General features: G+C 72.2%; 28 protein-coding genes and 1 pseudogene. 24 read left to right on the top strand and 5 right to left on the bottom strand.

Annotated elements, in window-relative coordinates:
- Positions 1 to 12: 12 nt before the first annotated feature.
- From nrdR to thiL, 9 genes are all read left to right on the top strand, one after another.
- On the top strand, positions 13 to 465 hold the full coding sequence (gene nrdR, locus E2C06_RS15370) for a transcriptional regulator NrdR (protein ID WP_133289490.1): 453 nt from the start codon (positions 13 to 15) through the stop codon (positions 463 to 465).
- 51 nt (positions 466 to 516) lie between these two features.
- Positions 517 to 1545, top strand: coding sequence for an alpha/beta fold hydrolase (locus E2C06_RS15365; RefSeq protein WP_133289489.1), 1029 nt, complete (start codon positions 517 to 519; stop codon positions 1543 to 1545).
- Between the two features lie 257 nt (positions 1546 to 1802).
- Positions 1803 to 2780 carry a Bug family tripartite tricarboxylate transporter substrate binding protein gene (locus tag E2C06_RS15360; RefSeq protein WP_133289488.1) on the top strand — a complete coding sequence of 326 codons (978 nt, stop codon included), beginning with the start codon at positions 1803 to 1805 and terminating at the stop codon, positions 2778 to 2780.
- A gap of 90 nt (positions 2781 to 2870) precedes the next feature.
- Complete coding sequence (gene ribD, locus E2C06_RS15355) at positions 2871 to 4004, top strand: bifunctional diaminohydroxyphosphoribosylaminopyrimidine deaminase/5-amino-6-(5-phosphoribosylamino)uracil reductase RibD (protein ID WP_241671300.1); 1134 nt, start codon at positions 2871 to 2873, stop codon at positions 4002 to 4004.
- Positions 3986 to 4618, top strand: coding sequence for a riboflavin synthase (locus tag E2C06_RS15350; protein ID WP_133289487.1), 633 nt, complete (start codon positions 3986 to 3988; stop codon positions 4616 to 4618). Before ribD ends, E2C06_RS15350 begins: the two co-directional genes overlap by 19 nt.
- Positions 4619 to 4634: 16 nt before the next feature.
- The gene (ribB, locus tag E2C06_RS15345) at positions 4635 to 5774 is read left to right on the top strand and encodes a 3,4-dihydroxy-2-butanone-4-phosphate synthase (RefSeq protein WP_133289486.1); all 1140 of its coding nucleotides are present in this window, start codon (positions 4635 to 4637) and stop codon (positions 5772 to 5774) included.
- Entirely contained in the window at positions 5771 to 6253 is a 483-nt protein-coding gene (gene ribH / locus E2C06_RS15340) for a 6,7-dimethyl-8-ribityllumazine synthase (protein ID WP_133289485.1), read from the top strand. The genes ribB and ribH overlap by 4 nt, the downstream gene beginning before the upstream one ends.
- Positions 6253 to 6918 (top strand): transcription antitermination factor NusB, encoded by a 666-nt coding sequence (gene nusB, locus E2C06_RS15335; protein ID WP_277751833.1) that lies wholly within the window; start codon positions 6253 to 6255, stop codon positions 6916 to 6918. The genes ribH and nusB overlap by 1 nt, the downstream gene beginning before the upstream one ends.
- On the top strand, positions 6854 to 7894 hold the full coding sequence (gene thiL / locus E2C06_RS15330; protein ID WP_133289484.1) for a thiamine-phosphate kinase: 1041 nt from the start codon (positions 6854 to 6856) through the stop codon (positions 7892 to 7894). The genes nusB and thiL overlap by 65 nt, the downstream gene beginning before the upstream one ends.
- A gap of 72 nt (positions 7895 to 7966) precedes the next feature.
- Here the strand turns inward: thiL and E2C06_RS15325 are convergent, their stop codons facing one another.
- On the bottom strand, positions 7967 to 8515 hold the full coding sequence (locus E2C06_RS15325) for an outer membrane protein assembly factor BamE (RefSeq protein WP_133289483.1): 549 nt from the start codon (positions 8513 to 8515) through the stop codon (positions 7967 to 7969).
- 75 nt (positions 8516 to 8590) lie between these two features.
- Here E2C06_RS15325 and E2C06_RS15320 point away from each other — a divergent pair, with 75 nt between their 5' ends.
- The 5 genes from E2C06_RS15320 to E2C06_RS15300 all read left to right on the top strand — a co-directional run bounded on the left by E2C06_RS15320 (position 8591) and on the right by E2C06_RS15300 (position 12034).
- A complete protein-coding gene (locus E2C06_RS15320) occupies positions 8591 to 9148 on the top strand; it encodes a ubiquinol-cytochrome C chaperone family protein (protein ID WP_133289482.1) in 558 nt (185 codons plus the stop codon).
- Entirely contained in the window at positions 9138 to 9638 is a 501-nt protein-coding gene (locus E2C06_RS15315) for a YceD family protein (protein WP_133289481.1), read from the top strand. The genes E2C06_RS15320 and E2C06_RS15315 overlap by 11 nt, the downstream gene beginning before the upstream one ends.
- 115 nt (positions 9639 to 9753) lie before the next feature.
- The gene (gene rpmF, locus E2C06_RS15310) at positions 9754 to 9954 is read left to right on the top strand and encodes a 50S ribosomal protein L32 (protein WP_133289480.1); all 201 of its coding nucleotides are present in this window, start codon (positions 9754 to 9756) and stop codon (positions 9952 to 9954) included.
- 35 nt (positions 9955 to 9989) lie between these two features.
- Entirely contained in the window at positions 9990 to 11039 is a 1050-nt protein-coding gene (gene plsX / locus E2C06_RS15305) for a phosphate acyltransferase PlsX (RefSeq protein ID WP_133289479.1), read from the top strand.
- 14 nt (positions 11040 to 11053) lie between these two features.
- Positions 11054 to 12034, top strand: coding sequence for a beta-ketoacyl-ACP synthase III (locus E2C06_RS15300; protein WP_133289478.1), 981 nt, complete (start codon positions 11054 to 11056; stop codon positions 12032 to 12034).
- A 9-nt stretch (positions 12035 to 12043) separates the two neighbouring features.
- Here E2C06_RS15300 and E2C06_RS15295 read toward each other — a convergent pair whose 3' ends face one another.
- Positions 12044 to 13936, bottom strand: a complete 1893-nt coding sequence (locus tag E2C06_RS15295) for a putative bifunctional diguanylate cyclase/phosphodiesterase (RefSeq protein WP_133289477.1) — start codon at positions 13934 to 13936, stop codon at positions 12044 to 12046.
- Between the two features lie 5 nt (positions 13937 to 13941).
- On the bottom strand, positions 13942 to 14664 hold the full coding sequence (locus tag E2C06_RS15290; protein ID WP_133289476.1) for an FIST N-terminal domain-containing protein: 723 nt from the start codon (positions 14662 to 14664) through the stop codon (positions 13942 to 13944).
- Between the two features lie 216 nt (positions 14665 to 14880).
- Here E2C06_RS15290 and E2C06_RS15285 point away from each other — a divergent pair, with 216 nt between their 5' ends.
- The 3 genes and pseudogenes from E2C06_RS15285 to folE all read left to right on the top strand — a co-directional run bounded on the left by E2C06_RS15285 (position 14881) and on the right by folE (position 16681).
- Positions 14881 to 15195, top strand: a complete 315-nt coding sequence (locus E2C06_RS15285; protein WP_133289475.1) for an integration host factor subunit alpha — start codon at positions 14881 to 14883, stop codon at positions 15193 to 15195.
- Positions 15196 to 15241: 46 nt separating this feature from the next.
- Positions 15242 to 15518, top strand: a pseudogene (locus E2C06_RS15280) (MerR family transcriptional regulator); the annotation flags it as partial.
- A 554-nt stretch (positions 15519 to 16072) separates the two neighbouring features.
- Positions 16073 to 16681, top strand: coding sequence for a GTP cyclohydrolase I FolE (folE, locus tag E2C06_RS15275; protein ID WP_133289473.1), 609 nt, complete (start codon positions 16073 to 16075; stop codon positions 16679 to 16681).
- Positions 16682 to 16741: 60 nt separating this feature from the next.
- Here folE and E2C06_RS15270 read toward each other — a convergent pair whose 3' ends face one another.
- The gene (locus E2C06_RS15270) at positions 16742 to 18010 is read right to left on the bottom strand and encodes a family 1 glycosylhydrolase (protein WP_133289472.1); all 1269 of its coding nucleotides are present in this window, start codon (positions 18008 to 18010) and stop codon (positions 16742 to 16744) included.
- A 134-nt stretch (positions 18011 to 18144) separates the two neighbouring features.
- Here E2C06_RS15270 and E2C06_RS15265 point away from each other — a divergent pair, with 134 nt between their 5' ends.
- From E2C06_RS15265 to E2C06_RS15245, 5 genes are all read left to right on the top strand, one after another.
- On the top strand, positions 18145 to 18549 hold the full coding sequence (locus E2C06_RS15265; protein WP_133289471.1) for an AtzH-like domain-containing protein: 405 nt from the start codon (positions 18145 to 18147) through the stop codon (positions 18547 to 18549).
- Positions 18550 to 18673: 124 nt separating this feature from the next.
- Positions 18674 to 19141, top strand: coding sequence for a RidA family protein (locus E2C06_RS15260; RefSeq protein ID WP_133289470.1), 468 nt, complete (start codon positions 18674 to 18676; stop codon positions 19139 to 19141).
- 17 nt (positions 19142 to 19158) lie between these two features.
- Entirely contained in the window at positions 19159 to 19842 is a 684-nt protein-coding gene (locus tag E2C06_RS15255) for an alpha/beta fold hydrolase (RefSeq protein WP_133289469.1), read from the top strand.
- A 45-nt stretch (positions 19843 to 19887) separates the two neighbouring features.
- Positions 19888 to 20142 carry a YqaE/Pmp3 family membrane protein gene (locus E2C06_RS15250; protein WP_133289468.1) on the top strand — a complete coding sequence of 85 codons (255 nt, stop codon included), beginning with the start codon at positions 19888 to 19890 and terminating at the stop codon, positions 20140 to 20142.
- 2 nt (positions 20143 to 20144) lie between these two features.
- Positions 20145 to 20345: a hypothetical protein gene (locus E2C06_RS15245; RefSeq protein ID WP_133289467.1), complete on the top strand. Its 201-nt coding sequence runs from the start codon at positions 20145 to 20147 to the stop codon at positions 20343 to 20345.
- A gap of 222 nt (positions 20346 to 20567) precedes the next feature.
- Here the strand turns inward: E2C06_RS15245 and E2C06_RS15240 are convergent, their stop codons facing one another.
- The gene (locus E2C06_RS15240; protein ID WP_133289466.1) at positions 20568 to 21848 is read right to left on the bottom strand and encodes a M20 family metallo-hydrolase; all 1281 of its coding nucleotides are present in this window, start codon (positions 21846 to 21848) and stop codon (positions 20568 to 20570) included.
- A gap of 111 nt (positions 21849 to 21959) precedes the next feature.
- On the opposite strand from E2C06_RS15240, the gene uraH reads away from it, so the two are divergent.
- Positions 21960 to 22316 carry a hydroxyisourate hydrolase gene (gene uraH, locus E2C06_RS15235; protein WP_133289465.1) on the top strand — a complete coding sequence of 119 codons (357 nt, stop codon included), beginning with the start codon at positions 21960 to 21962 and terminating at the stop codon, positions 22314 to 22316.
- A 59-nt stretch (positions 22317 to 22375) separates the two neighbouring features.
- The gene (locus tag E2C06_RS15230) at positions 22376 to 23215 is read left to right on the top strand and encodes an arylamine N-acetyltransferase family protein (RefSeq protein ID WP_133289464.1); all 840 of its coding nucleotides are present in this window, start codon (positions 22376 to 22378) and stop codon (positions 23213 to 23215) included.
- Positions 23216 to 23239: the final 24 nt, after the last annotated feature.

Raw genomic sequence — 23239 nt, 5'->3', positions numbered from 1 at the left:
AAGGGCATTGCGATGAGGTGCCCCTTCTGCGGGAGCGACGATACCCAGGTGAAGGACAGCCGGCCGGCGGAGGACAATGCCGCCATCCGCCGGCGCCGGTCCTGCCCCGCCTGCGGCAGCCGCTTCACCACCTTCGAGCGCGTCCAGCTGCGCGAGATCACCGTCCTGAAGACCGATGGCCGCCGCGTGCCCTTTGACCGGGAGAAGCTCGCGCGCTCCATCCGCGTCGCCCTGCGCAAGCGCCCGGTGGACGAGGACCGCATCGAGCGGATCGTCAACGGCATCCAGCGCAAGCTGGAGACCGAGGCGGAGTCCGAGGTGACCTCCCGCCAGATCGGCGAGATCGTCCTGCTGACGCTGAAGGAGGTGGACCAGGTCGCCTATGTCCGCTTCGCCAGCGTCTACCAGAACTTCGGCGAAGCGAAGGATTTCCGGGAATTCCTCGGGAAGATGGACGGCGGCTAGCGGCCGTCCCACTCTCCGGCCGGGACCGACGATCCCCGGGGAGAGACATCCATGGACCAGCCTTGGCGCGAGGGCGTCGTGCGGACGGCGCGCCACACGAGCTTCTACCTCGACTGCGGTCCGGCGGATGGGCCGCTGCTGATCTTCCTGCATGGCTGGCCGGAACTGTCGATCAGCTGGCGCCACCAGCTGCCCTGCTTTGCCGCCATGGGCTTCCGCTGCATCGCCCCGGACATGCGCGGCTATGGCCGCTCCTCCGTCCATCCCGCGCCGGCCGACTACGCGCTGGAGCCGATCGCCGCCGACATGGTCGAGCTGCTGGCGGGGCTGGGGCGGGAGCGGGCGGTCTGGATCGGCCATGACTGGGGCAGCCCGGTGGTCTGGAGCCTGGCGGCGCACCACCCGCACCGCTGCCTGGCTGTCGCCAACCTCTGCGTGCCCTACCTCCCCGCGGGCTTCGCCCTGCCCAACCTGGTCCCGCTCGTCGACCGCCGCACCTACCCGGCGGCCGAGTACCCGGCGGGGCAATGGGACTACCAGTTCTTCTACGAGGAGAACCCGGCCCGGGCGCGGACGGTCTTCGAGGCCGACGTGGACGCGACGGTCCGCGCGCTGTTCCGCCGCGGCAACCCGGCGGCGCGCGGCAAGCCCGGCCGCACGGCCACCATCCGCCGCGACGGCGGCTGGTTCGGTGGCGCCGACCGCGCCCCGGACGTGCCGCTGGACGAGGCGGTGCTGACCCCGGCCGACCACTCCCGCTACGTCGCCGCGCTGTCCCGCACCGGCTTTGCCGGACCGGATTCCTGGTACCTCAACCACGCCGCCAATGCCGCCTATGCCGCCCGCGCCCCGGACGGCGGCCGCTTGGCGGTGCCGGTGCTGTTCCTGCATGGCGCCTACGACACCACCTGCGAGACCATGGATAGCGATCTCGCCCGGCCGATGCGCCAGGCCTGCGCCGACCTGACCGAGGCGGTGGTGCCCTCCGGCCACTGGATGGCGCAGGAGCGTCCGGCGGCGGTGAATGCCGCGCTCGCCCGCTGGCTGGCGCAGCGCGTACCGACGGCCTGGCCGGGCTGAGTACCCGGTCGGAAAGGAATAGAGAAGCCTGGGGAGGAAAGCATTTCCTCCCGAGATCCCTCCCTTGCTTTCCGTGAGGCGGCTGCCACCACGCGGAGGGTGCCAGACTCCCAGGAATAAATGAGGGGGTTCGGGGAGAATACCTTCTCGCCGACCTTGCTTCGCCCGAGGCAAGGACGACAACAGGCACCCGGCGTGGTGCTGGACGCCGCCCCGCGGCTCTGGTCTGCTCCCACGAAACGGGAGGAACCGAGGCCATGCCGCCGCTCCGCCGGCGCGCCCTGCTGGGCGCGCTCGCCGCCAGCCCGCTCGCCGCGCAGGCGGCCGATGCCTGGCCCAGCCGCCCGGTCCGGCTGATCGTCGGCTATCCCGCCGGCGCCTCCACCGACCTCTGCGCCCGCATCCTGGCCGAGGACATGCGCACCCGCATCGGCCAGCCCGTCCTGGTCGAGAACAGGCCGGGCGCCAATGGCAGCCTCGGCGCCGCCGCGGTCGCCGCGGCCGAGCCGGACGGCCATACCCTGCTGGTCAGCAATACCAGCACCATGACGGTCAACCACCTGCTCTACCGCGACATCCGCTACGACCCGTTGCGCGACCTGCTGCCGGTCGCCTCCATCACCCTCAGCCCCTTCATCCTGACGGGCAGTCCGAAGAGCCCGCGGACACGATCGGTCCGCACGGTGTCGGAGTTGCTGGCCCTGGCGCGGGCCAACCCGGGCGGGCTCAGCTACGGCTCGGGCGGCAACGGCAACCTGCAGCATCTGTACATGGAGCAGTTCGCCGCCGTGGCCGGGATCCGGTTGCTGCACGTCCCCTTCCGCGGCGCCGCGCCGGCGGAGAATGCGCTGGTCGCCGGCGACGTGGACCTGGTGCTGGAGACGCCATCCTCGACCCCGCTGATGCGGTCCGGCGCGCTGATCCCGATCGCCGCGACCGGCACCACCCCCTGGCGCGACCTGCCGGAGGTGCCGACCCTGGCCGCGTCCGGCTTCCCCGACTTCGTCGCCAGCTTCTGGAACGGCCTGGTCGCCCCGGCCGGGCTGCCGCCGGCGGTCCTCGACCGGCTGGTCGGGCTGATGGAGGCCGCCGCCGCGGCGCCCGCCACCCGCCAGCTGCTGCTCAGCCAGGGCGAGGTGATGGTGCTGCGGCCGGAGGCCTTCCGCGCCCGCATCGCCGCCGACATCGAGCGCAACGCCGCGGTCATCAAGGCCGCCGGGATCGAGATGCAGTAGGCATGGCCACTTCCTCCAGCGCCCCCTTTCCCGCCGCCCGCGGCTGGGCCAGTTATGCCGGCATGATCGCCTTCCCCGCACGCTGAGCCGATGCCCGACCCCGAGGCCGACCGCGCCCATATGGCGGCCGCCCTGTCCGTGGCGCGGCGCGGCCTCGGCAATACCTGGCCGAACCCGGCGGTCGGCTGCGTGCTGGTGCGCGATGGCCGGGTGGTCGGCCGCGGCTGGACCCAGCCCGGCGGCCGCCCGCACGCTGAGACCGAGGCGCTGGCCCGGGCCGGGGAGCAGGCCCGTGGCGCCACCGCCTATGTTACGCTCGAGCCCTGTTCGCACTGGGGCCGCACCCCGCCCTGCTGCGACGCGCTGATCCAGGCAGGCGTCGCCCGGGTTGTGGTGGCAACCGGCGACCCCGACCCGCGGGTGGATGGCCGCGGGCTGCAGCGGCTGCGCGACGCCGGGGTGATCGTCGAGCTCGGCCTCGGCGGCGCCGAGGCCCGCGCCGTCAATGCCGGCTTCGCCCGCCGTATCACCCGCGGCCTGCCCCTGGTCACGCTGAAGCTCGCGACGACACTCGATGGCCGCATCGCCACCGCGGGCGGCGAAAGCCAGTGGATCACCGGACCCGAGGCGCGGCGGGAGGCGCATGCGATCCGCGCCCGGCATGACGCCATCCTGGTCGGCAGCGGCACCGTGCTGGCGGACGACCCCGAGCTGACCCCCCGCCTGCCGGGGACCGCCCGGGTACCGCTGGCCCGGGTGGTCGCCGATGCCCGCCTCCGCACCCCGCTCGACAGCCGGCTGGTGCTGACGGCGCGGCAGGTGCCGACCTGGATCGCCACCCGGACCAACCAGCGCCCGGGCGTCCTCGCCCCCTACCTGGAGGCCGGGGTTCAGATCCTCTCGGTCCCCCGCACCCGGCCCGGCCTCGACCTCGGCGCCCTGCTCGGGGCGCTCGCCCAGCGCGGCGTGACGCGGGTGATGGCCGAGGGCGGGGCAGGGCTTGCCGCCGCCCTGCTGCGCGGCGGCTTCGTCGACCGCATCGCCTGGTTCCATGCGCCGGGAATCATGGGCGGGGACGGGCTGCCGGCCGTCCAACCCTTGCCGCTGGCCACGCTTTCCGCCATGCCACGCTTCCGTCGCGTGGCAAGCCGCCCCGTCGGCACCGACTGGCTCACCGAGTTGCTGCGCGAGGAGGACCAAGAGGCATGTTCACCGGGATCGTGACGGACCTCGGCACGGTGCGGGAAGTCCAGCCGCTCGGCGATGGCAACGACATGCGCCTCGTCATCGGCACCTCGCCGGCCTTTCTTTCGCAGCCGGCGCCGGCGGTGATCGGCGCCTCGATCGCCTGTTCCGGCTGCTGCCTGACCGCCGTGCAACTCGGCGGCGACTGGTTCGCGGTGGATGCCTCGGCCGAGAGCCTGTCGAAGACGACGCTCGGCCTGCTGCGCGCCGGAAGCCGGATCAACCTCGAACGCTCGCTGCGGCTCGGGGACGAACTCGGTGGGCATTTGGTATCCGGCCATGTCGATGGCGTTGCAGAGGTTCTCGCGGCGGTGCCGGAGAATGCCTCCGTGCGCTGGCGCTTCCGCCTGCCGCCGGGCCTGTCGCGCTTCGTCGCAGCGAAGGGGTCCGTTGCGATCGACGGCGTTTCGCTCACGGTCAACGAGGTTGACGGGGACGTGTTCGGGGTCAACATCATCCCGCATACCGCAGCCGTCACCACCTTCGCGACCCTGCAGCCGGGCGGCCGCGTGAACATCGAGATCGACACCCTGGCGCGCTACGTCGCCCGGCTGGTGTCGGCAGACCAGGGCGCCGTCCCGACGCGCGCCTGATAGGGGAATTCCGAGCATGACCGCCGCCGCGCCGCAACGCGTCAACTTCTCCGACTTCGTCAGCCCGACCGAGGAGCTGATCGAGGAAGCGCGCCGCGGCCGCATGTTCATCCTGGTGGACGACGAGGACCGGGAGAACGAGGGCGACCTGGTCATCCCCGGTCAATTCGCCACGCCCGACGCCATCAACTTCATGGCCCGCTTCGCCCGCGGCCTGATCTGCCTGGCGATGACCCGGCACCGGGTCGACCAGCTCGGCCTGCCGCTGATGGCCGCCGCCAACGGCACCCGACACAGCACCGCCTTCACCGTCTCGATCGAGGCGAAGGAGGGGGTCACCACCGGCATCTCCGCCGCCGACCGCGCCCATACAATCGCCACCGCAATCAACCCGGAGATGGGCCGCGAGCACATCGTGACGCCCGGCCATGTCTTCCCGCTGCTGGCGCGGGACGGCGGCACGCTGGTCCGCGCCGGCCACACCGAGGCCTCGGTCGACATCGCCCGCCTGGCGGGGCTGAACCCGTCCGGCGTGATCTGCGAGATCATGAACGACGACGGCACCATGGCCCGCATGCCGGACCTGGTCGCCTTCGCCCAGCACCACGGCCTGAAGCTCGGCACCATCGCCGACCTGATCGCGCATCGGCGGCGGACCGAGCGCCTGGTGCGGCGGGTGCAGGAAGGCCAGATCGAGCACCAGATCGGCGGCGACTGGCGCCTGGTGGTCTATGCCAATACCCTGGAATACGCCGAGCACCTGGCGCTGGTGAAAGGCGACGTCTCCGCCCCCGGCCCGGTGCTGGTGCGGATGCATGCCGCCAACCTGCTGCATGACATCGTTGCCGGCGACGGCACCGCGGACCTGCATGATTCCATGCGCATGATCAACGCCGCGGGCCGCGGCGTGGTGGTGGTGATCCGCGACTGGCGCCTGACGAACATGAGCGAGCAGGTGAAGCGCAACAAGGATCGCCGGGTCTCGCCGCCCGAGATCCGCGACTACGGCATCGGCGCGCAGATCCTGGCGGATCTGGGCGTCCGCGACATGGTGCGGCTGTCCAACAACCCGCGGCCGATCGTCGGCCTCGAAGGGTATGGGCTGCGGGTGGTCGAGACCCGGCCGCTGACCAGGACGAGCAAGGACATCGCATGAGCACGATCGACGCGCCGGAGCGCGCGGCCCAGCCCATCCCGGGCCCGGCCCCGCGGCTGCTGACCATCCAGGCGCCCTACTACGACCAGGTGGTCGGCGGCATGCGGCGCGGCGCCGAGCGCGTCTTCGCCGAGGCCGGCGCGCTGCACCAGACCGTCGACGTCGCCGGCGGCTATGAGCTGCCGGCGGCGCTGCGCATGGCGCTGTCGCAAGGCGCCGAACGCTATGACGGCTTCCTGCTGCTCGGCGCCGTGGTGAAGGGCGAGACCGACCACTACACCTTCATCTGCGACGCCATCTGCAACGGCGTGATGCAGATCAGCGCCGAGACGGGGGCGGCCATCGGCTTCGGCCTGCTGACCGTCGACACGCTGCAGCAGGCGCTGGCCCGCGCCGCCGACGACAAGCACAACAAGGGGGCCGAGGCGGCGCATGCGCTGCTCGGCCAGGTGGCGCTGCGGCGCCGCTGGGGCCTCTGATGCCCGAGCCAAAGACCGAGATGAGCGAGCTCGACCGGTTGCGGGCGGAGCACGAGGCGGAGCAGCGGGCGCAGCAGACCCCGGCGCAGCCGCCGCGGCCGCCGGCGACCGGGCAAGCCCCGGCAGGTGCCGCGCCCAAGCCCGGCAGGAAGCCCTCCCCGCCGAAGCCGCGCGGCCGGCCTCGCACCGGCGCCCGCGTCGCCGCGGTGCAGGCGCTGTTCCAGAGCGAGCAGAACAACGAGCCGGCCGAGGTCGTGGTCAGCCAATTCCAGCGCCACCGGCTCGGCACCCAGCCCGGCGATGGCGGTTTCGAGGAAGGCCGGGTGCCCGAGGCCGACGCGCCGCTCTTCTCCTCCATCGTCATGCTGGTGGCGCGGAATGCCGAGGCGGTGGACAAGACGGTCGCCGCGCATCTCGACCCGTCCTGGCCGCTCGGCAAGCTCGACCCGGTGCTGCGGGCCCTGCTGCGCGCCGCCTGCGCCGAGCTGCGCGAGCCGCCCGCGGCCGCGCCGCCCGCCAAGGTGCTGATCAACGAGTATCTCGACATCGCGCACGGGTTCTTCGGCGGCGACGAGCCGCGCTTCGCCAACGGCGTGCTGGATGCCATGGCGCGCAGCGTGCGCGCGGAAGAATTCGCCGGCCCGCCGCGCCGCCGCGGTGGCTGAGAACGGGGCGCCGCTGCCGGGCGAGTTCGCCCTCATCGCCCGGCACTTCCGCCGGCTCGCCGGGCCGGGCGCGCTCGCCCTCTCGGACGATGCGGCGCTGCTCGACCCGCCCGCGGGTCGGCACCTGGTGCTGGCCGCCGATGCCATGGTGGCCGGGGTGCATTTCCTGCCCGAGGACCCGCCGGAGACGGTCGGCCGCAAGCTGCTGCGGGTGAACCTCTCGGACCTCGCCGCCATGGGGGCGGCGCCGCTCGGCTACCTCATGACCACGGCGCTGCCGCGCGACCTGCCGGCCGACTGGCTCGGCCGCTTCGTCGACGGGCTGGCGCTGGACCAGGCGGAATTCGGGCTTTCGGTGCTGGGCGGCGACACGGTCTCGACACCGGGGCCGGTCTCGCTGTCGCTGACCATCCTCGGCACGGTGGCGCCCGGGGCGGCGCTGCGGCGGGGCGGTGCGCGGCCGGGCGACGATCTCTGGGTATCCGGCAGCATCGGCGACGGGGCGCTGGGCCTTCGGGTGCTGCAGGGCAGGCTGGCGGATGATTCCGCGGGGCACCTGGCCGGGCGCTACCGGCTGCCGCGGCCGAGGCTGGCGTTGGGGCAGGCGCTGGCGGGCCTGGCGCGGGCGGCGATGGATGTCTCGGACGGGCTGGTGCAGGATCTCGGCCATCTCTGCCGCGCGGCGGGATGCGGCGCGGTGCTGCAGGCGGCCGCGGTGCCGCTCTCGCCGGCCGCGCGGGCCCTGGTCGCCGCCGACCCGGCCCTGCTGGCGCTATGCCTCACGGGGGGCGATGACTACGAGCTGCTCTTCGCCGCGGCGCCCGAGGCTGCGACCCGGGTCGAGCAGCATGCCGCTGCCGCCGGCGTCGCGGTTACTCGCATCGGCCGCTTCGAGCCCGGCGCTGCGGAGGTGACGGTGCTGGACGCCGCACACCTGCCCATGGCGATGCCGCAGGGCGGCTGGAGCCATTTCTGACCGCTGGCCCCGCCGGCGGACCGGGAACCATGGATGCGGACCGGGGAAGTGCCTTCCCCGGCCTTGCCTTTGCTACCGCGCGATCCCGCTGCCGCTGCCGCCACCCGGCGCGGCCGCGGCGCCTGTCGGCAGCCCGCCGCCCGGCCCGAACCGGCCGACATTGCCGAAGAGCGCCTGCAGCAGGGTGCGGTCGTTGCCCGGCGTCGGAGTTTCCCGCGACACCATGGTGACGTCCTGCGCCTGGTCCGCGCCGACCCGCCTGATCTCCTGCACGGTGCCCCGCGCATCGAAGGTGACCACCACGGTTTCCTGGTCGGTCACCGACAGTGCCCGGCCCGGCCGCTGCCTGGTCTTGCTGCTGATATAGTACCAATTGTTGTCGCCGAAGGTGCTGGTCTGGGTCGGCGAGCCGAGCACCGCCTGGACATCCTGCCGGGTCTGCACCCCCGGCGTGATTTCCTTCAGCTGCTCCTCGGTGATCCGGTTGCCGCGCTGGATGGTCGGCGCCTGGAAGAAGCTGCAACCCGGAACTGCCAGGACGGCGGCAAGGGCGAGGACCGCGCCGCGCAGGGCGCGCGGAGAGCGGGGGGGCGCGTTGACCGGGCGAGAGGGGCGATCCATGTCTGCGGCCGAATGCCACCTTGCCGCGCCCCGGTCAACCGCGGCGCGGCCCCCAGCCTGAAGGACCCCGCCCCGATGGGCCTCTCCGCCCTGTTCCGCCGCAAGCCGCATGAGCGGGCCGGATTCGAGCTCTACGGCAAGGCGGTCGCCGCCGCCCGCGATCCCTGGTTCTTCGGCCCGCTCGGCGTGCCGGATTCGCTGGACGGACGCTTCGACCTGGTCGGGCTGCATGTCGCGCTGCTGATCCGCCGGCTGCGGAAGGACCCCGACAGGCGCGGCGCGGCCCTCGCCCAGGCGGTTTTCGACGCCATGTTCGCCGACATGGACATCAACCTGCGCGAAATGGGCGTCAGCGACCTTTCCGTGGGCAAGCGGGTGCGGGCGATGTGGGAGGCCTTCCATGGCCGCGCCCAGGCCTATGAGGCGGCGATCGAGGCGGGCGATGCCGCGGCTCTCGCCGCCGCCCTGCAGCGCAACGTCTGGCGGGCCGAGGGTGACGCCACGCCCGAGGCGCGGCTGCTGGCGGGCCAGGCGATGCGCGTTGCCGCCGCCCTGGCGGAGCAGCCCTTCGCGGCGCTGCTGCGCGGCGAGGCACGCTTCCCTGTGCCGGAGGTGCCCGCCGATGCCGCCTGACAGACTCGAATTCTCACGCCCCCTGGCGCTCGGGCGGGTCGGGCCGGAAGGGCGGACGGAGGTGCTGGAGGCCAGCGGGCCGGAGCGCGCCGCGCTGGCCCGCCGCTTCGGCATCCCCGCGGTCGACAGCTTGCGAGCCACGCTGCGGCTGGTGCCGGAGGAGGATGGCGCCGTCATGGTCCACGGCCGGCTGGAGGCAGCCGTGGTGCAGGATTGCGTGGTGACGCTGGAGCCGGTGCCGCAGCAGGTGGCCGAGGACATCGCCTTCCGCCTGCTGCCGGAGGGGCGGGAGCCCGCCGAGGGCCCGGACGAGCCGGACGAGATCGAGACGGAAGGCGGTATCGCCGAATTGGGGGAGGCGGTGGCGGAACAGCTCGCGCTGGCGCTCGACCCTTATCCGCGGGCGCCGGGGGCGGAGTTGCCGGCCGAGGCGACGGACGAAGCGGCCGGGGCCTTCGCCGCGCTCGCGCCGCTGCGGGGCAAGGTATAGGAAGGGCTGCCGGCCGGTCGTTCCCGGCCGTGATGCTTGCGTATGGGGGGGGGCGGTGCTACAGCCGCCCGCTCCCGCAGACCCCTGCTGTTCGTGACAAGAAAGGCTCGGCACCATGGCCGTTCCGAAGAAGAAGGTTTCGCCCTCCCGCCGCGGCATGCGCCGGGCCCATGAGGCGTTGCCGACCCAGGCACATGCCGAGTGCCCCAATTGCGGCGAGCTGAAGCGCCCGCACCATGTCTGCGGTTCCTGCGGCCATTACGATGGCCGTGAGGTCATCGCCGCCGATGCCGTGAAGGGCGTGGTCCGCACCTGAGCCGCCGGGCCCCGGCCGGCAAGGAAACGCAGATCGTGTCGCACGCTTTCTCCCTGGCAATCGATGCCATGGGGGGTGACAACGCACCCGATATCGTACTGGACGGGCTGGAGCTTGCCGCCGAGCGGCATCCGCAGGCCCGCTTCCTGCTAGTCGGCGACGAGACCCGGATCGGCGGCCTGCTGGCCCGCCGGCCGCGCGCGGCCAAGGCCTGCATGATCCGCCACGCGCCCGACGTCATCTCCGCCGAGATGAAGCCGACCGCGGCGCTGCGGCAGGGCCGCAACAGCTCCATGCGCATCGCCATCGACAGCGTCGCCGCCCGCGAATCCGCCGGCGTCGTCTCGGCCGGCAATACCGGCGCCCTGATGGCGCTGGCCAAGATCGTGGTGAAGTCGCTGCCGGAGATCGACCGGCCGGCGCTGGCCGCCATCATGCCTTCCGCCCGCGGCGACGTAGTGATGCTGGACCTCGGCGCCAATGTCGCCTGCGACGCGCGCAACCTGGTCGAATTCGCTGTCATGGGCGAAACCTTCGCCCGCGCGGTGCTCGGCCTGACGACGCCGAGCTTCGGCCTGCTCAATGTCGGCTCCGAGGAGCTGAAGGGCGACGACCGGGTCCGTGCCGCCGCCGATATCCTGCGGGAGAGCCATATCGGCGCCGGCTTCCACGGCTTCGTCGAGGGCCATGACATCACCGCCGGCACCGTCGACGTGGTGGTGACCGATGGATTCACCGGCAACGTCGCGCTGAAGACCGGCGAGGGCGCGCTGAAGCTGATGCGCGACCTGCTGCGCCAAGTCTTCACCAGCAGCGTCCCGGCCCGGCTGGGCTACCTCCTCGCCCGCCCCGCCCTCGACCGCTTGCGCGAGTGGATGGACCCGCGGCGCTACAACGGCGCCATCCTGCTCGGGCTGAACGGCGTTGTGGTCAAGAGCCATGGCGGGACCGATGCGTTGGGCTTCGCCCATGCCGTGGACGTTGCCATGGACATGGTGACGCACCACTTCAACGATCGCATCCGGGAAGGCCTGTCCCGGCTTTCCACCGTGCCGGCCGCGCCGCTGGCACCCGCCCGGCCCTGAGGATAGAGACCGCCATGGTGACCCGCGCCATCATCGCCGGCTGCGGCGGCTACCTGCCGGAACGGGTCGTCACCAACGACGGGCTGGCCGAGGCCTTCGGGATCGAGACCTCGGACGCCTGGATCATGGAGCGCACCGGCATCCGCCAGCGGCACATCGCCGGGCCCGAGGAGACCGCCTCCTCGCTCGGTGCCATGGCCGCGAAGCGGGCGCTCGAGCGGGCGGGGATCCCGGGCGAGGCGGTCGATCTGGTGGTCTGTGCCACCGCGACGCCGGACAGCGCCTTCCCGGCGACGGCCGTCCGCATCCAGGCCGCGCTCGGTTCGACGCGCGGCTTCGCCTTCGACGTCTCGGCCGCCTGCACCGGCTTCGTCTACGCGCTGGGCCTGGCCGATTCGCTGATCCGCACGGGACAGGCGCGCTGCGCCGTCGTCGTCGGGACCGAGGTCTTCTCCCGCATCCTCGACTGGACCGACCGCGGCACCTGCGTGCTGTTCGGTGACGGCGCCGGCGCGGTGGTGCTGGTGGCCGGGGAGGGCCGGGGCGACGCGTCCGACCGCGGCATCCTCTCGACCCACCTGCATTCCGACGGCCGCTTCGGCGACATCCTGCTGGTCGATGGCGGCGCCGGGTCGAACGGCGAGGCCGGCCGCCTGCGCATGGCCGGCAAGGAGGTCTTTCGCCATGCGGTCTCGAAGCTCGCCTCGGTGGTCGACGAGGCGCTGGCGGCCAATGCGCTGGTGCAGTCCGACATCCGCTGGCTGATCCCGCATCAGGCGAACCTGCGGATCATCGACGCCATGGGCAAGAAGCTCGGCCTGCCGAAGGAGCGGGTGGTGGTCACGGTCGACCGCCATGCCAATACCTCGGCCGCCTCGATCCCGCTGGCGCTGGCCGATGCCGATGGCCGCGGGCTGATCGAGCGCGGCGACCTGATGGTGCTGGAGGGCATCGGCGGCGGGCTCACCTGGGGCGCGGCGCTCGCCCGCTTCTGAGCTGCGGCGTCAGGCGGCGTTCGATTCGACGACCCCGGGCGCGGCCTGCAGCAGCGACCGGACCGCGCTGGCCGGCAGCGGCCGGCCGAACAGCCAGCCCTGGCCCTCGGTGCAGCCATCGGCGCGCAGCTGCTCCAACTGCTCCGGCGTCTCCACCCCCTCCGCGCTGGTCCGCATGCCGAGGCTGTCGCCGAGGCCGGAGATGGCGCGCACGATCGCCCGCGCATCGCCGCGCTTTTCGATGTCCCGCACGAAGGACTGGTCGATCTTGATCTTGTCGAAGGGGAAGCTGCGCAGGTAGCCCAGCGACGAGTAGCCGGTGCCGAAGTCGTCCATCGAGATGCGGACCCCGAGGTCCCGCAGCCGATGCAGTACGGCCATGGTCTGCGCCGTGTCCTGCAGCATGATCGCTTCCGTCACCTCGATCTCCAGCCGCTCGCCCGGCAGGCCGGCGGCGGCGAGCGCCTCGGCCACCGCGTCGACCAACCGCGCGCTGCCGAACTGCACGGCGGAGACATTGACCGCGACCGAGATCTCGGGCGGCCAGCCGGCGGCCTCGGCGCAGGCCTGCCGCAGCACCCATTTGCCGAGCGGCACGATCAGCCCGGTCTCCTCCGCCAGCGGGATGAAGTCGGCCGCGGAAACCAGGCCGCGTTCCGGATGGTGCCAGCGCAGCAGCGCCTCGAAGCCGGTGATGCGGCGGGAGGCGAGGTCGATTTGCGGCTGGTAGAGCAGCTGGAAATCCCCGGCCGCCAGCGCCCGGCGCAGATCGAGCTCGAGCTGCCGCCGCGCCTGCATGCGCGCATCCATCTCCGGCTCGAAGAAGCGCCAGGTGCCGCGGCCATCCGCCTTGGCGCGATAGAGCGCGAGGTCGGCCGATTTCAGCAGCAGGTCGGCGCTGCTGCCATCCTGCGGCGAGAGCGCGATGCCGACGCTGGCGCCGACCACCACCTGATGGCCCTCGATCATGTAGGGCTCGGCGAGCTCGGCGATCAGCCGGCGGGCGAGGGCGGTGGCGGCGTCGGGCTGCGGCAGGCTGGCCTGGATGATGGCGAATTCGTCGCCGCCCAGGCGGACCACCGTGTCGGTCTCCCGCACCAGGCGGCGGAGCCGGAGCGTGACGGCGCGCAGCAGCTCGTCCCCCACCGGATGCCCCAGCGTGTCGTTCACCGCCTTGAAGCGGTCGAGGTCGAGGCAGAGGACGGCGAATTGCTCGCCGCGCCGGGCGCGCGCCAAGGCTTCCTCCATCCGGGTGCGGAGCTGGGCACGGTTGGGCAGGCCGGTCAGCGCGTCGTGCCGGGCCAGGTGCTCGACCCGCGCCTCGGCCTCGCGGCGCTCGGTCATGTCCTGGAAGGTCAGGATGCAGCCGCCGTCGTCGAGCGCCCGGCCGGTGACGGCGACGATGCGGTCGCCGCGCCGTTCCTCGAAGGCATAGGCGCTGCCGGGGGCGAAGATGCGGCGGCGGGCGGCATAGACTTCCGCGGCGCTGGCATCGGCGAAATGCCCGGCCTCGGCGCAGGTGGCCACCACCTCGGCATAGGACATCCCGGCCCGCAGCGCGCCGGGCGGCAGGCTCAGCACCTCGTTCAGCCTCGCATTGGCGACGACCAGCTGCTCCCCGGCATCGTACATCGCGAGGCCCATCGGCATGTTGCCGAGCGCCGCCTCGAACCGCCGGTTCTGCGTGCTGAGCGCCTGCACCAGCGCCTCCAGCCGCGCATTGGCGGCGGCCAGCTCCTCGGCCATCAGCCGCATGGCGCGCTCGGCGCGACGGCGGTCGTGCTCGGCTTCGTCATAGGCCGCGCCGACCAGGGTGCCGAGCAGGGCGACATCCACCGCGCCGGAGGCATCGGTCGCCCGGGCCAGCTGCTCGGCGACGAGGCGGTGCAGGGGAGCGGGCATGCGGCTCAGGCCGCTTCCGAGAGCAGGGTGACGGTCATGGTCTCGGTTTGCAGCCCGGCGGTGCCGGAGTCGGGTCGGGGTGCGCCCTCGCCATCGCAGGAGAAACCGATGCGGTGGGTCCCGGGCGGCAGCCGGCCGGCCATGGCCTCGATCGCCTCACGCGCGCCCTGGCCCAGCGCCAGGCGGCCGATGCCGTTGCGCCGCAGCGCCGCGTGGTCCGCTGCCGGCACGCGATCGCCGGCGGCGCGGGCCGCGGCCGTTGCGCCGGCGACCAGCCGGTCGGCGCCACCGCTCACCCGCACGGCGGGGCCGAGCGCGGCCGCCAGCCCCCCGGCCAGCGCGCCGCCATTCACCTGCGGTCCGACCGCCAGCACGAACCCCCCTGCAAGGCCCGGCCCCGCCAGGGCCCGGCCGGCCGCAGTGCCGGGGCCGCACGAGCGGGGCGGGGCGCAGTGCGGCTCGGCCGCCGAGCACCGCCAAGTGGCGCGGAAGGCGGGGGTCAGGGCGGCGACGCCGTTAGCCTCCGTCGCCCCGCCGCCGATCTCGCCGCCGGGGCTGCAGCCCGGCACCGGCGCGGCGGAATGGACCGCCAGCAACTCGCGATACCGGGCACCGTCCGTGATTGCCCTGCGCGCGCCGGAGTAAAGCACCAGCCCTGCCGCATCGTTCAGGGGTTCGTGGCCATGCCAGCCGGCGGCCGGGGTCCAGACCATCTCCGCGCAGCGCATCCGCATCCTCCGCCCGGCCCTCCGCGGGGCCGGGCGGAGGATGCGGCGAAGGGGATAAGGCCCGGTTAGCGTCGGCGGGAATGCCGGCGGGCGTGCACCGCAACCCGAAGGCCACGCCCGGCCAGCTTCGATGCGCTGGCGCGATACCCCGCTTGACCGACGCAACCGATGCAGCTTTCCTAAACTCCAGAAGGGCTTGCGGGACCCAGTTGCACCATGAACACGCTGACGCGTGCCAGCCTCGCGGAGGCGATCTACAGCCAGGTGGGGCTCTCGCGGAACGAATCCGCGGCGCTGCTCGAAGCCGTGCTCGACCGCATGGCCGGGGCGCTCGAGGCTGGGGAGGCGGTGAAGATCTCCGCCTTCGGCACCTTCATGGTACGGCAGAAGGGCCAGCGGGTCGGCCGCAACCCGAAGACCGGCATCGAGGTCCCGATCCTGCCGCGCAAGGTGCTGTCCTTCCGCCCGTCTCAGGTGCTGAAGGCCCGCATCAACGGCCAGGCGGCGGGCGCCGCGGACGACGAGGCATGAGCCGGGGCTTGGGCCGGGTGTGCCGAGGCATGCGCCCGGCGTGCCGATGACCGATGATCATGGCGAGGCCGGCCGGCTGCGGGCCCGCAAGGCGCCGACCGCCTTCCGCACCATCTCCGAGGTGGCGGACGACCTGCACATCCCGCAGCACGTGCTGCGCTTCTGGGAGACGAAATTCCCCCAGCTCAAGCCGCTGAAGCGCGGCGGCGGCCGGCGCTACTACCGGCCGGAGGACATCGCGCTGCTGCGGCGCATCTCCGACCTGCTCTACACCCAGGGCTATACCATCAAGGGCGTCCAGCGGCTGTTGCGCGAGGGCGGGCTGGCCGAGGGCGAGCAGGAACTGCCGCTGGGCGACCCGGACTCGGCGCCCGGCAGCGTGAAGGCGCTGCTGGAGGAGCTGGAGGAACTGGCCGAGGAACTGCACGCCCTGGCCGGACGGTAGGAGTCAGAGGCGCCCGTGCGGCGCAGCGAAATCGTGCCGCAGCCCAGGCTGGGCATGGCCGTCGCCACCACCCGGACGGACATGGCGGAGTAGCGACGGAATGCGGGACGCCGGGCCGCCCGGTGCCGGAGCGGGTGTGGCTGCCGATCCCCATAGCGCAACCCGACTTCCGGAAGGGATCGGGACGTGCGGCACGGGGGATGGGCACGCCGCCGCCGTTGCTTACGCCCCGGGCCGGCCATCCCGGCCTGCGACGCGGACGGTGCCGCGTGGATCGCCGGACGCTGCGGGCGGGACCTGGGTGGAGCAGGTTGGTCTCGCGGGCGGGCAAGCGCAACCGGCAGCGGCGTCAGGCGCAGGCCGAATGGCGCGCGGGGGATACCGCGGGCCGCCCGGGCGTTGCGGTGGCGAAGCTCTTCAGGGAGGTCCCCCATGGTTGCCAAGCCGCTTGCCGAGACCCCGATCCCGATTGCCCGCCCGAGCCGCGCCGAGGCGGAAGCCGCCGTGCGGACGCTGCTGCGCTGGGCCGGGGACGACCCGGCACGGGAGGGGCTGCTGGACACGCCGGCGCGGGTGGTGCGATCCTACGAGGAATTCTTTGCCGGCTATGCGGTGGACCCGGTCGCGCTGCTGGAGCGGACCTTCGCCGAGACCGAGGGCTACGACGAGATCGTCCTGCTCAAGGACATCCGGCTGGAGTCCTATTGCGAGCACCATATGGTGCCGATCATCGGCCGCGCGCACGTCGCCTATCTGCCAAGCAATCGCGTGGTCGGGATCAGCAAGCTGGCGCGGGTGGTGAACGCCTACGCCAAGCGGCTGCAGATCCAGGAGAAGCTGACGGCGCAGATTGCCAATACGATCGAGGCGGTGCTGCAGCCCCGCGGCGTCGGCGTGGTGATCGAGAGCGAGCACCAGTGCATGACCACGCGCGGCGTGCACCAGCACGGCGCGAGCATGGTCACGAGCCGCATGCTCGGCGTCTTCCGCGACGACGCGAATACCCGCCGCGAGCTGATGGCTCTGATCGGAAGAAGCTGACCCGCGGACATGCGGCAAGGCCCGGGGGAGTACCGTCCCCTGGCCTTGCCTGCTGTCCTGTCAGGCCGTCACCGGCAGCCGCAGGCAGTGGCTCTCGGCCTGCAGCACCGGCTTCCAGGTCTCGATCAGCCGCTTGTAGGCGCGCCCGACGGTGCGGATGTTGCGGTCGAGGTCGTAGAGCCCGCGCGGATTGACGTCGCCCCGCTGCTCGCGCAACGCATGGCTCCAGTCGACCTGGTCGGTCAGCGAGTACCAGGTGAAGCCCAGCACCGGCACGCCGTCCTGGCGCAGCCGCATGATGCCGGACCACTGCTTCCACAGCCAGCGCTCGGCCTCGTCGCCGCGCGGGCCTTCGTCCATGTTGGTCTCGGTATGCATCACCGGCAGGCCGTAGCGGGCGTGATAGTCGCGGGTGACGGTGTCGTAGCCGAAGACTTCGCCGGCCCAGCGGCTATGGCCGTCGCCGCCGATCAGGTGCTCGTTGGTGACGTACCAGTCGTTGCCCATGACACAGTGGCGGCGCAGCTCCTTGCCGCGCATGAAGAAGTGGTATTCCTCCCGCGTCATGCCGTTGTCGGCCAGATACTCGTACATCGCGGAGCAGACGCGGCGGCCGTAGTTGAGGTCAAGCGTCAGGAAACGCTCGGCGTTGCGGTGCTCGGCATGCGGCAGGGCCAGCGGGCATTCCGGGTGGAAATGCTCGGTTGATTCCGACTGGATAAAGATTGCGTCCGGGCGGATCCTGAGGATGGCGCGCATCGCCAGGACATTGGCGCGGACGATATGCTTGATCGCGGTGACGTAGCTGCGGTCGTCGCGGCGTTCCTCGTTCCACCAGCCGTACTTGGCGCTGAAGACGGCGGTGATGAACATCTCGTTCACCGGGGTATAGAGCTGTACCCAGGGGAAGCGGGCCGCGAAGGCCTCCGCGTAGTCGGCGAAGAGCTGCGGGAAATCCGGGTTCTGGAAGTCGCCGAGGAAGTCCGGCAGGCCGAAATGGCAGAGGTCGACCACCGGGACGATGCCGAGGCGGCGAATCTCGGCGAAGCCCTCGTCGGCGAAGGACCAGTCGTGCACGCCGGGCGCGCGCAGCGTGGTATGGATCTGCGGGCCGTAGCGCAGGACGCTGCAGCCGATCTCCTTCACCAGCGCCAAGTCCAGCTTCCAATTGTCGTAATGGCCGCATTCGGCCATCTGGTCGCGGCGGACGCGGCCGCCCTGAATGGTCGGGGCGCTGTTCTCGATGCCGGTGGCGAAGAGGAAGCCCTGGCTCGCAAGCGCGTGCAGCGAGAGGGAGGGGGCGGGAACGGAGGAGAGGGCATCCAGCATCGGGTGGGTCCCAAGGAATCGTGATAATCCATTGTATTCAGTATTTCGCGAGCAAAGTCGCATGAAATCCTTGTAATCTTTGCCGACTTGCGGCGACCGCGGCATCCTGGCGGCGACGCCAGGAGCCATGCCGCATGCAGATCGACGACCCCTCGGTCATCGCCGAGGCCCGCACCGTCTTCGACCGCTACGAACGAGCGATCGCCGAGAACGACACGGCAGTTCTGGACGATAGCTTCTGGGCCGACCCGCGCACCGTGCGCTTCGGCACGACCGAGATCCTCTATGGCATCGAGGCGATCCGCGCCTTCCGCGCCGGCGTCGCCCGCTATGCGCCGCGCGCCATCCGCCGCGTCCACATCACCGCCTTCGGCCAGGACGTCGCCTGCACGCATCTCGAGTACGAGCGGACCGACACCGGGCTGATCGGGCGCGAGACCAAGATCATGGCGCGCATCCCCGGGCTTGGCTTCAAGGTCGTCTCGGCGCATGTCTCGCTGCTGGCGGGCAACGATCCAGGCCGAATGCAGAAGGTCTAGCGACCCGATGACCGGAGCGCCGGAAGGCGCGAAGGGCTCAATCGTGACGCTGAACACGTTCGATGGGCGGGGCGTCGCAGGGTACGGCGGGCCGGAGCGGGACGTCGAAAACAGGAGCAGAACAATGACGGGCAGGATCGAGGCGCGGCTGCAGGAACTCGGCATCACGCTGCCCGCGCCGGCGGCGCCGGTGGCGAACTACATCCCCTACAACCTCAGCGGCAGGCTGGTGGTCGTCTCCGGCCAGATCCCGCTGCGCGAGGGCAAGATCGCCTTCACCGGCAAGGTTGGCGCCGGTGTCTCGATGGAGGATGGCCGGGCTGCGGCGCGGCTCTGCTTCATCAACCTCGTGGCCCAGGTGAAGGCGGCCTGCGGCGGCGATCTCGACAAGGTCACCCGCGTCCTCCGGCTCGGCGGCTTCATCGCCGCGGGGCCCGACTTCACCCAGCATGCGGTGGTGATGAACGGGGCCTCGGACCTCGCGGTCGAGGTCTTCGGCGAGGCTGGGCGGCATGCCCGCACCACCATCGGCGTGCCCTCGCTGCCCGGCGACGCGGCGGTTGAGGTCGAGGGAATGTTCGAGATCGGCTGAACCCGCGAGGCACCGGCATGGCCACCTACCTCATCTGCCACGGCGCCTGGTCCGCCGGCTGGGCCTGGAAGAAGCTCCGCCCGCTGCTGCGGGCGGCGGGGCACGAGGTCTTCACGCCGAGCTATACCGGGCTCGGCGAGCGTGCCCACCTGGCGCATCCGCTGGTCGACCTAGAGACCCATGTCCAGGACATCCTGGCGGTGATCGAGGCCGAGGGGCTGCGCGACATCCTCCTCGTCGGCCACAGCTATGGCGGCATGGTCGCCACCGGGGTGGCGGACCGCGTGCCGCAGCTCATCCGGCATCTTTGCTACCTCGATGCCTTCGTGCCGCAGGACGGCCAGTCGCTGGACGACTTGGTGGGCAGCGCGCCGGTCGCGGCGCCTGTCGCCGGCTGGCTGGTCCCGCCCAACCCCTCGGCGCCGGATACCGCGGAGGCCGACCTCGCCTGGACCCTGCCGCGCCGCGTCCACCAGCCGGCCCGCTGCTTCAGCCAGAAGCTCCGCGTCGCGCATGCCGCGCCGGCCGTCCCGCGCAGCTACATCCATTGCACCCGGAAGCAGGGGCCGGACGTTTTCGCCCAGTTCGCCGATCGCTTCCGCGCCGACCCGGCCTGGCGCTTCCACGCCATGGATGCCAGCCACAGCCCGAACATCACCGCGCCGGAGGCGCTGGCGGCGCTGCTGCTCGGCCTCGGCTGACGCGGCGCCCGCAACCATCCGGCATCCCGAAGGTTTCGCTGCGTGATGATCCTGCTCGCCCTGCTGATCCCACCGCTCGCGGTGCTCCTGGCCGGCCGTCCCTTCCAGGCGGTCTTCAATGCGCTCCTCTGGCTCTCCGGCTTGGTCCTGATCGTGCTGCCCTTCGTGCCCGGGCTGATGACCTGGGGCCTGGCAGTCGTCTGGGCCGTGCTGGTCGTCCGCGGCCGGCAGCGGGAAGCGCGCGACCGGAGACTGATAGAGACGGCGCTGGCCCAGGACCGGGCCCGGGGCCCGCGCTGAGCATGGCCCGCTGGCTCTCCGCGCTCGGCAGCCTGCTGGTGCTGCTGGGCCTCGCCGCCGCCTGGATCGGCTGGGACGCCTTGCTCTGGATCCCCGAGGCCGCGGTCGCCGCGGTCCGCCGCAACCCGGAGACCTATGGGGTGGTGGCGGCCGGACTGGTGCTGATGATGCTGGCCCGCATGATCGGGCGGCGGGGCAGCTAGGGCAGGTCGCGGGACGGAGGAACCGCCCGGACGCGTAAATCCGCCCGGAAATCAGTGACCGTCAGCGGTTTGGCGGCCATTTTCGAACGCAAACCGCGGTAGCCCGGAAGCGCCCTGACCCGGTCGGGCCGGCCACGGTGCAGCCCCGGCCGAGCCAGGCGTCACGCCCTGAGCACGTCGCCCCGGGACACGATTGCCGACCGGGCGCGTCGCCGGCCGGCCTCAGCTGTTCGCCAGTTCCGCCAGCACCTGCGCCAGCACGCGGGCACCCTTGGCCAGCTGCTCCGGCGAGGAATACTCCGCCGGGTTGTGGCTGATCCCCCGCCGGCTCGGGACGAAGATCATCCCGCTGGGGCAGAGCGGCACCATGAACTGCGCGTCGTGGAAGGCGCCCGACGGCATCCGCTCCGCGCTCAGCCCCTGCGCCGCGGCGGCGCGCTCGATCGCTCCCGTCACCTCGGGTGCGAAGGCCACGGGCAGGGCGTGGAAGCGCTCGGTCACCGCCACGCCGCAGTTCTTCACCGCAGCCTTGACCGTCGCCTCGATCGCGTCGCCGCGCGCGGTCAGGACTGCGGCATCGGGGTGGCGGAAGTCGATGGTGAAGCGGACGGTCTCGGCGACCGAATTGGAGCTGTTCGGCGCCACCTCGATCCGTGCCACGGTGAAGCGCAGCACGTCGGTCGGGTCTTCCATCAGTGCGTTCAGCGCGTTGATCGCCCGGACCATGTCCTGCACCGCGTCGCGCCGGGTGGAGACCGGGGAGGTCCCGGCATGCGCGCTCTCGCCGGTCAGCTCGACCAGGAACCAGCGGCTGCCCTGGATGCCGGTGACCACGCCGATGTCGATCCCCTCGTCCTCGAGGATCGGGCCCTGCTCGATATGCGCCTCGACATAGGCGTGCGGCTTCGGCCCATCGACCACGCCGAGCCCGCGCCGCGGCAGGTCCGCCTCGCTGTCGAGCAGCGCGCGCAACTCGGCGCCGAAGGTCATGCCCTCGCCATCCGTCACCGCGTCCCAGGTGTCGGGCGCGCTGTGGCCGGCAAAGGCCATGCTGCCCATGCAGCCCGGGGCGAAGCGGCTGCCTTCCTCGTTGGTCCAGGCGACCACCTCGATCGGGCGCTTCGTGGCGATGCCCGCCTCGCGCAGCGCCTGCACCGCCTCAAGCGCGGCGATCACCCCCCAGATCCCGTCGAACCGCCCGCCGGCGGGCTGGCTGTCCATGTGGCTGCCGGAGAGCACCGGCGCGGCGCCAGGCTCGGTCCCCTCATGCCGCAGGAAGAGGTTGCCCAGCATATCGACCGAGGCTGTGAGGCCGATCGCCTCCGCCCAGCCGACCACCAGCCGGCGGGCGGTGCGGTCGAGCGGGGTGAGGGCCTGGCGGTTGACGCCGGGCGAGCCGTCGGCGCCGGTGATGGCGCCGAGCTGCGCCAGCTTCATCAGCCGGTCCCACTGGCGCGCCTCGCTCACCGCCGCCACCGCATTCGGCGCCACCGTCCTGTCCATTATGTCCTCGTCCCGATCCATCTCTGGGGCTAGAGCGCGGGTCGCCGCCCGCCGTCAAGCCGGCGCGTTTCGTGCTAGGCCTGCATCGTCCCAGCGGGAGCCCGGCCGACCATGGCGCATGACAGCTACCTCAGCACCCATATCCTCGACACCGCGCGCGGCCGGCCGGGCGCCGGGATCACCGTGGATCTCTGGCGGCTGGAGCCCGACCCCGCCCATATCATCACCACGGTAACCACGAAGGACGGCCGCAACGCCGAGCCGTTGCTGCCTGAGGCCGGCTTCGTCCCTGGCCGCTACGAGCTGCGCTTCCATGTCGGCGCCTATTTCGCCGCGGCCGGCCTGGCCAGCGACCCGCCCTACCTGGACGTGGTGCCGGTGCGCATTCACCTCGCGGCCGGGCAGGGGCACTACCACGTGCCGCTGCTCTGCGCGCCGTTCAGCTACACGACCTATCGCGGGTCCTGAAGCCTTCCCGGCCGTGTCGGGCGCGCCCTAAGCTGCGCCCGTGCAGGGGACGCGCCATCATGGCTGACGATTTCGACCTCGACGGCTACCTCGCGCGGATCGGCTGGGCGGAGCCGCTGGCGCCCGACCTGGCGACGCTGCGCGGCCTGCTGGCCCGGCACACCGCCGCAATCCCCTTCGAGGGGATCGAGGCGCTGCTCGGCCGCACCCCGGCGGTGGATGCGGCGGGGCTGCAGGCCAAGCTGGTCGTCGCCCGGCGCGGCGGCTGGTGCTTCGAGCAGAATTCGCTCCTCGCCCTGGCGCTCGGGGCCATCGGCTTCCGGGCGCGGCCGCTGCTGGCGCGGGTCGTCTATGGCCTGCCGCCCGGCGAGGTGCTGTCCCGCACCCACATGGTCCTTGCGGTCGACTTGCCCGAGGGCGCGCAACTGGTCGATGCCGGCTTCGGCGGCATCACCCTGACCGGCCCGATCGCGCTCGGCAGCCGCGCGGTGCAACCGACCCCGCACGGCCCCTTCCGCCTGGTCGAGGTCACGGACGGCCTGCTGCTGCAGGCATTGCTCGGCCGCGACTGGGTCGGGCTCTACGTCGTGGCGGCGGGCCCGCAGCTGCCGGCGGATATCGAGGCGGCGAATTGGCTGGTCGCCAACCGCCCCGGCGGGATCTTCACCGCCAACCTCGTCGCCTCCCGCGCCCCGCCTGGGCGGCGGCTGGTGCTGCTGAACCGCCGGCTGACGCTGCGCGAGGCCGATGGCGCCGAGACGATCACCCTGCTGGCCGGCAAGGCGCTCGGGGAAGTGCTGCGGCGAGAGATCGGCCTGCCCTTGGGCGACGCCGACCTCGCCGCGATCGAATCGGCGCTGGCCGCGGCGCGTCCGGGGCACATCCCGATCCCCGCCTGAGGCAACCGGGGCGGGTCGCCGCGC

It is taken from the genome of Dankookia rubra (genome assembly GCF_004355005.1).
GTDB lineage: Bacteria > Pseudomonadota > Alphaproteobacteria > Acetobacterales > Acetobacteraceae > Paracraurococcus > Paracraurococcus ruber_A.
The sequence above is the reverse complement of the archived record's forward strand: the minus strand, read 5'-3'. Positions and strand labels throughout refer to the sequence as shown.

Bases quoted from the DNA above. Each gene is read 5' to 3' on its own strand.
- nrdR (WP_133289490.1), top strand. From the start codon at position 13: ATGAGGTGCCCCTTCTGCGGGAGCGACGATACCCAGGTGAAGGACAGC.
- E2C06_RS15365 (WP_133289489.1), top strand. From the start codon at position 517: ATGGACCAGCCTTGGCGCGAGGGCGTCGTGCGGACGGCGCGCCACACG.
- E2C06_RS15360 (WP_133289488.1), top strand. From the start codon at position 1,803: ATGCCGCCGCTCCGCCGGCGCGCCCTGCTGGGCGCGCTCGCCGCCAGC.
- ribD (WP_241671300.1), top strand. From the start codon at position 2,871: ATGCCCGACCCCGAGGCCGACCGCGCCCATATGGCGGCCGCCCTGTCC.
- E2C06_RS15350 (WP_133289487.1), top strand. From the start codon at position 3,986: ATGTTCACCGGGATCGTGACGGACCTCGGCACGGTGCGGGAAGTCCAG.
- ribB (WP_133289486.1), top strand. From the start codon at position 4,635: ATGACCGCCGCCGCGCCGCAACGCGTCAACTTCTCCGACTTCGTCAGC.
- ribH (WP_133289485.1), top strand. From the start codon at position 5,771: ATGAGCACGATCGACGCGCCGGAGCGCGCGGCCCAGCCCATCCCGGGC.
- nusB (WP_277751833.1), top strand. From the start codon at position 6,253: ATGCCCGAGCCAAAGACCGAGATGAGCGAGCTCGACCGGTTGCGGGCG.
- thiL (WP_133289484.1), top strand. From the start codon at position 6,854: ATGCCATGGCGCGCAGCGTGCGCGCGGAAGAATTCGCCGGCCCGCCGC.
- E2C06_RS15325 (WP_133289483.1), bottom strand. From the start codon at position 8,515: ATGGATCGCCCCTCTCGCCCGGTCAACGCGCCCCCCCGCTCTCCGCGC.
- E2C06_RS15320 (WP_133289482.1), top strand. From the start codon at position 8,591: ATGGGCCTCTCCGCCCTGTTCCGCCGCAAGCCGCATGAGCGGGCCGGA.
- E2C06_RS15315 (WP_133289481.1), top strand. From the start codon at position 9,138: ATGCCGCCTGACAGACTCGAATTCTCACGCCCCCTGGCGCTCGGGCGG.
- rpmF (WP_133289480.1), top strand. From the start codon at position 9,754: ATGGCCGTTCCGAAGAAGAAGGTTTCGCCCTCCCGCCGCGGCATGCGC.
- E2C06_RS15300 (WP_133289478.1), top strand. From the start codon at position 11,054: ATGGTGACCCGCGCCATCATCGCCGGCTGCGGCGGCTACCTGCCGGAA.
- E2C06_RS15295 (WP_133289477.1), bottom strand. From the start codon at position 13,936: ATGCCCGCTCCCCTGCACCGCCTCGTCGCCGAGCAGCTGGCCCGGGCG.
- E2C06_RS15290 (WP_133289476.1), bottom strand. From the start codon at position 14,664: ATGCGCTGCGCGGAGATGGTCTGGACCCCGGCCGCCGGCTGGCATGGC.
- E2C06_RS15285 (WP_133289475.1), top strand. From the start codon at position 14,881: ATGAACACGCTGACGCGTGCCAGCCTCGCGGAGGCGATCTACAGCCAG.
- folE (WP_133289473.1), top strand. From the start codon at position 16,073: ATGGTTGCCAAGCCGCTTGCCGAGACCCCGATCCCGATTGCCCGCCCG.
- E2C06_RS15270 (WP_133289472.1), bottom strand. From the start codon at position 18,010: ATGCTGGATGCCCTCTCCTCCGTTCCCGCCCCCTCCCTCTCGCTGCAC.
- E2C06_RS15265 (WP_133289471.1), top strand. From the start codon at position 18,145: ATGCAGATCGACGACCCCTCGGTCATCGCCGAGGCCCGCACCGTCTTC.
- E2C06_RS15260 (WP_133289470.1), top strand. From the start codon at position 18,674: ATGACGGGCAGGATCGAGGCGCGGCTGCAGGAACTCGGCATCACGCTG.
- E2C06_RS15255 (WP_133289469.1), top strand. From the start codon at position 19,159: ATGGCCACCTACCTCATCTGCCACGGCGCCTGGTCCGCCGGCTGGGCC.
- E2C06_RS15250 (WP_133289468.1), top strand. From the start codon at position 19,888: ATGATCCTGCTCGCCCTGCTGATCCCACCGCTCGCGGTGCTCCTGGCC.
- E2C06_RS15245 (WP_133289467.1), top strand. From the start codon at position 20,145: ATGGCCCGCTGGCTCTCCGCGCTCGGCAGCCTGCTGGTGCTGCTGGGC.
- E2C06_RS15240 (WP_133289466.1), bottom strand. From the start codon at position 21,848: ATGGACAGGACGGTGGCGCCGAATGCGGTGGCGGCGGTGAGCGAGGCG.
- uraH (WP_133289465.1), top strand. From the start codon at position 21,960: ATGGCGCATGACAGCTACCTCAGCACCCATATCCTCGACACCGCGCGC.
- E2C06_RS15230 (WP_133289464.1), top strand. From the start codon at position 22,376: ATGGCTGACGATTTCGACCTCGACGGCTACCTCGCGCGGATCGGCTGG.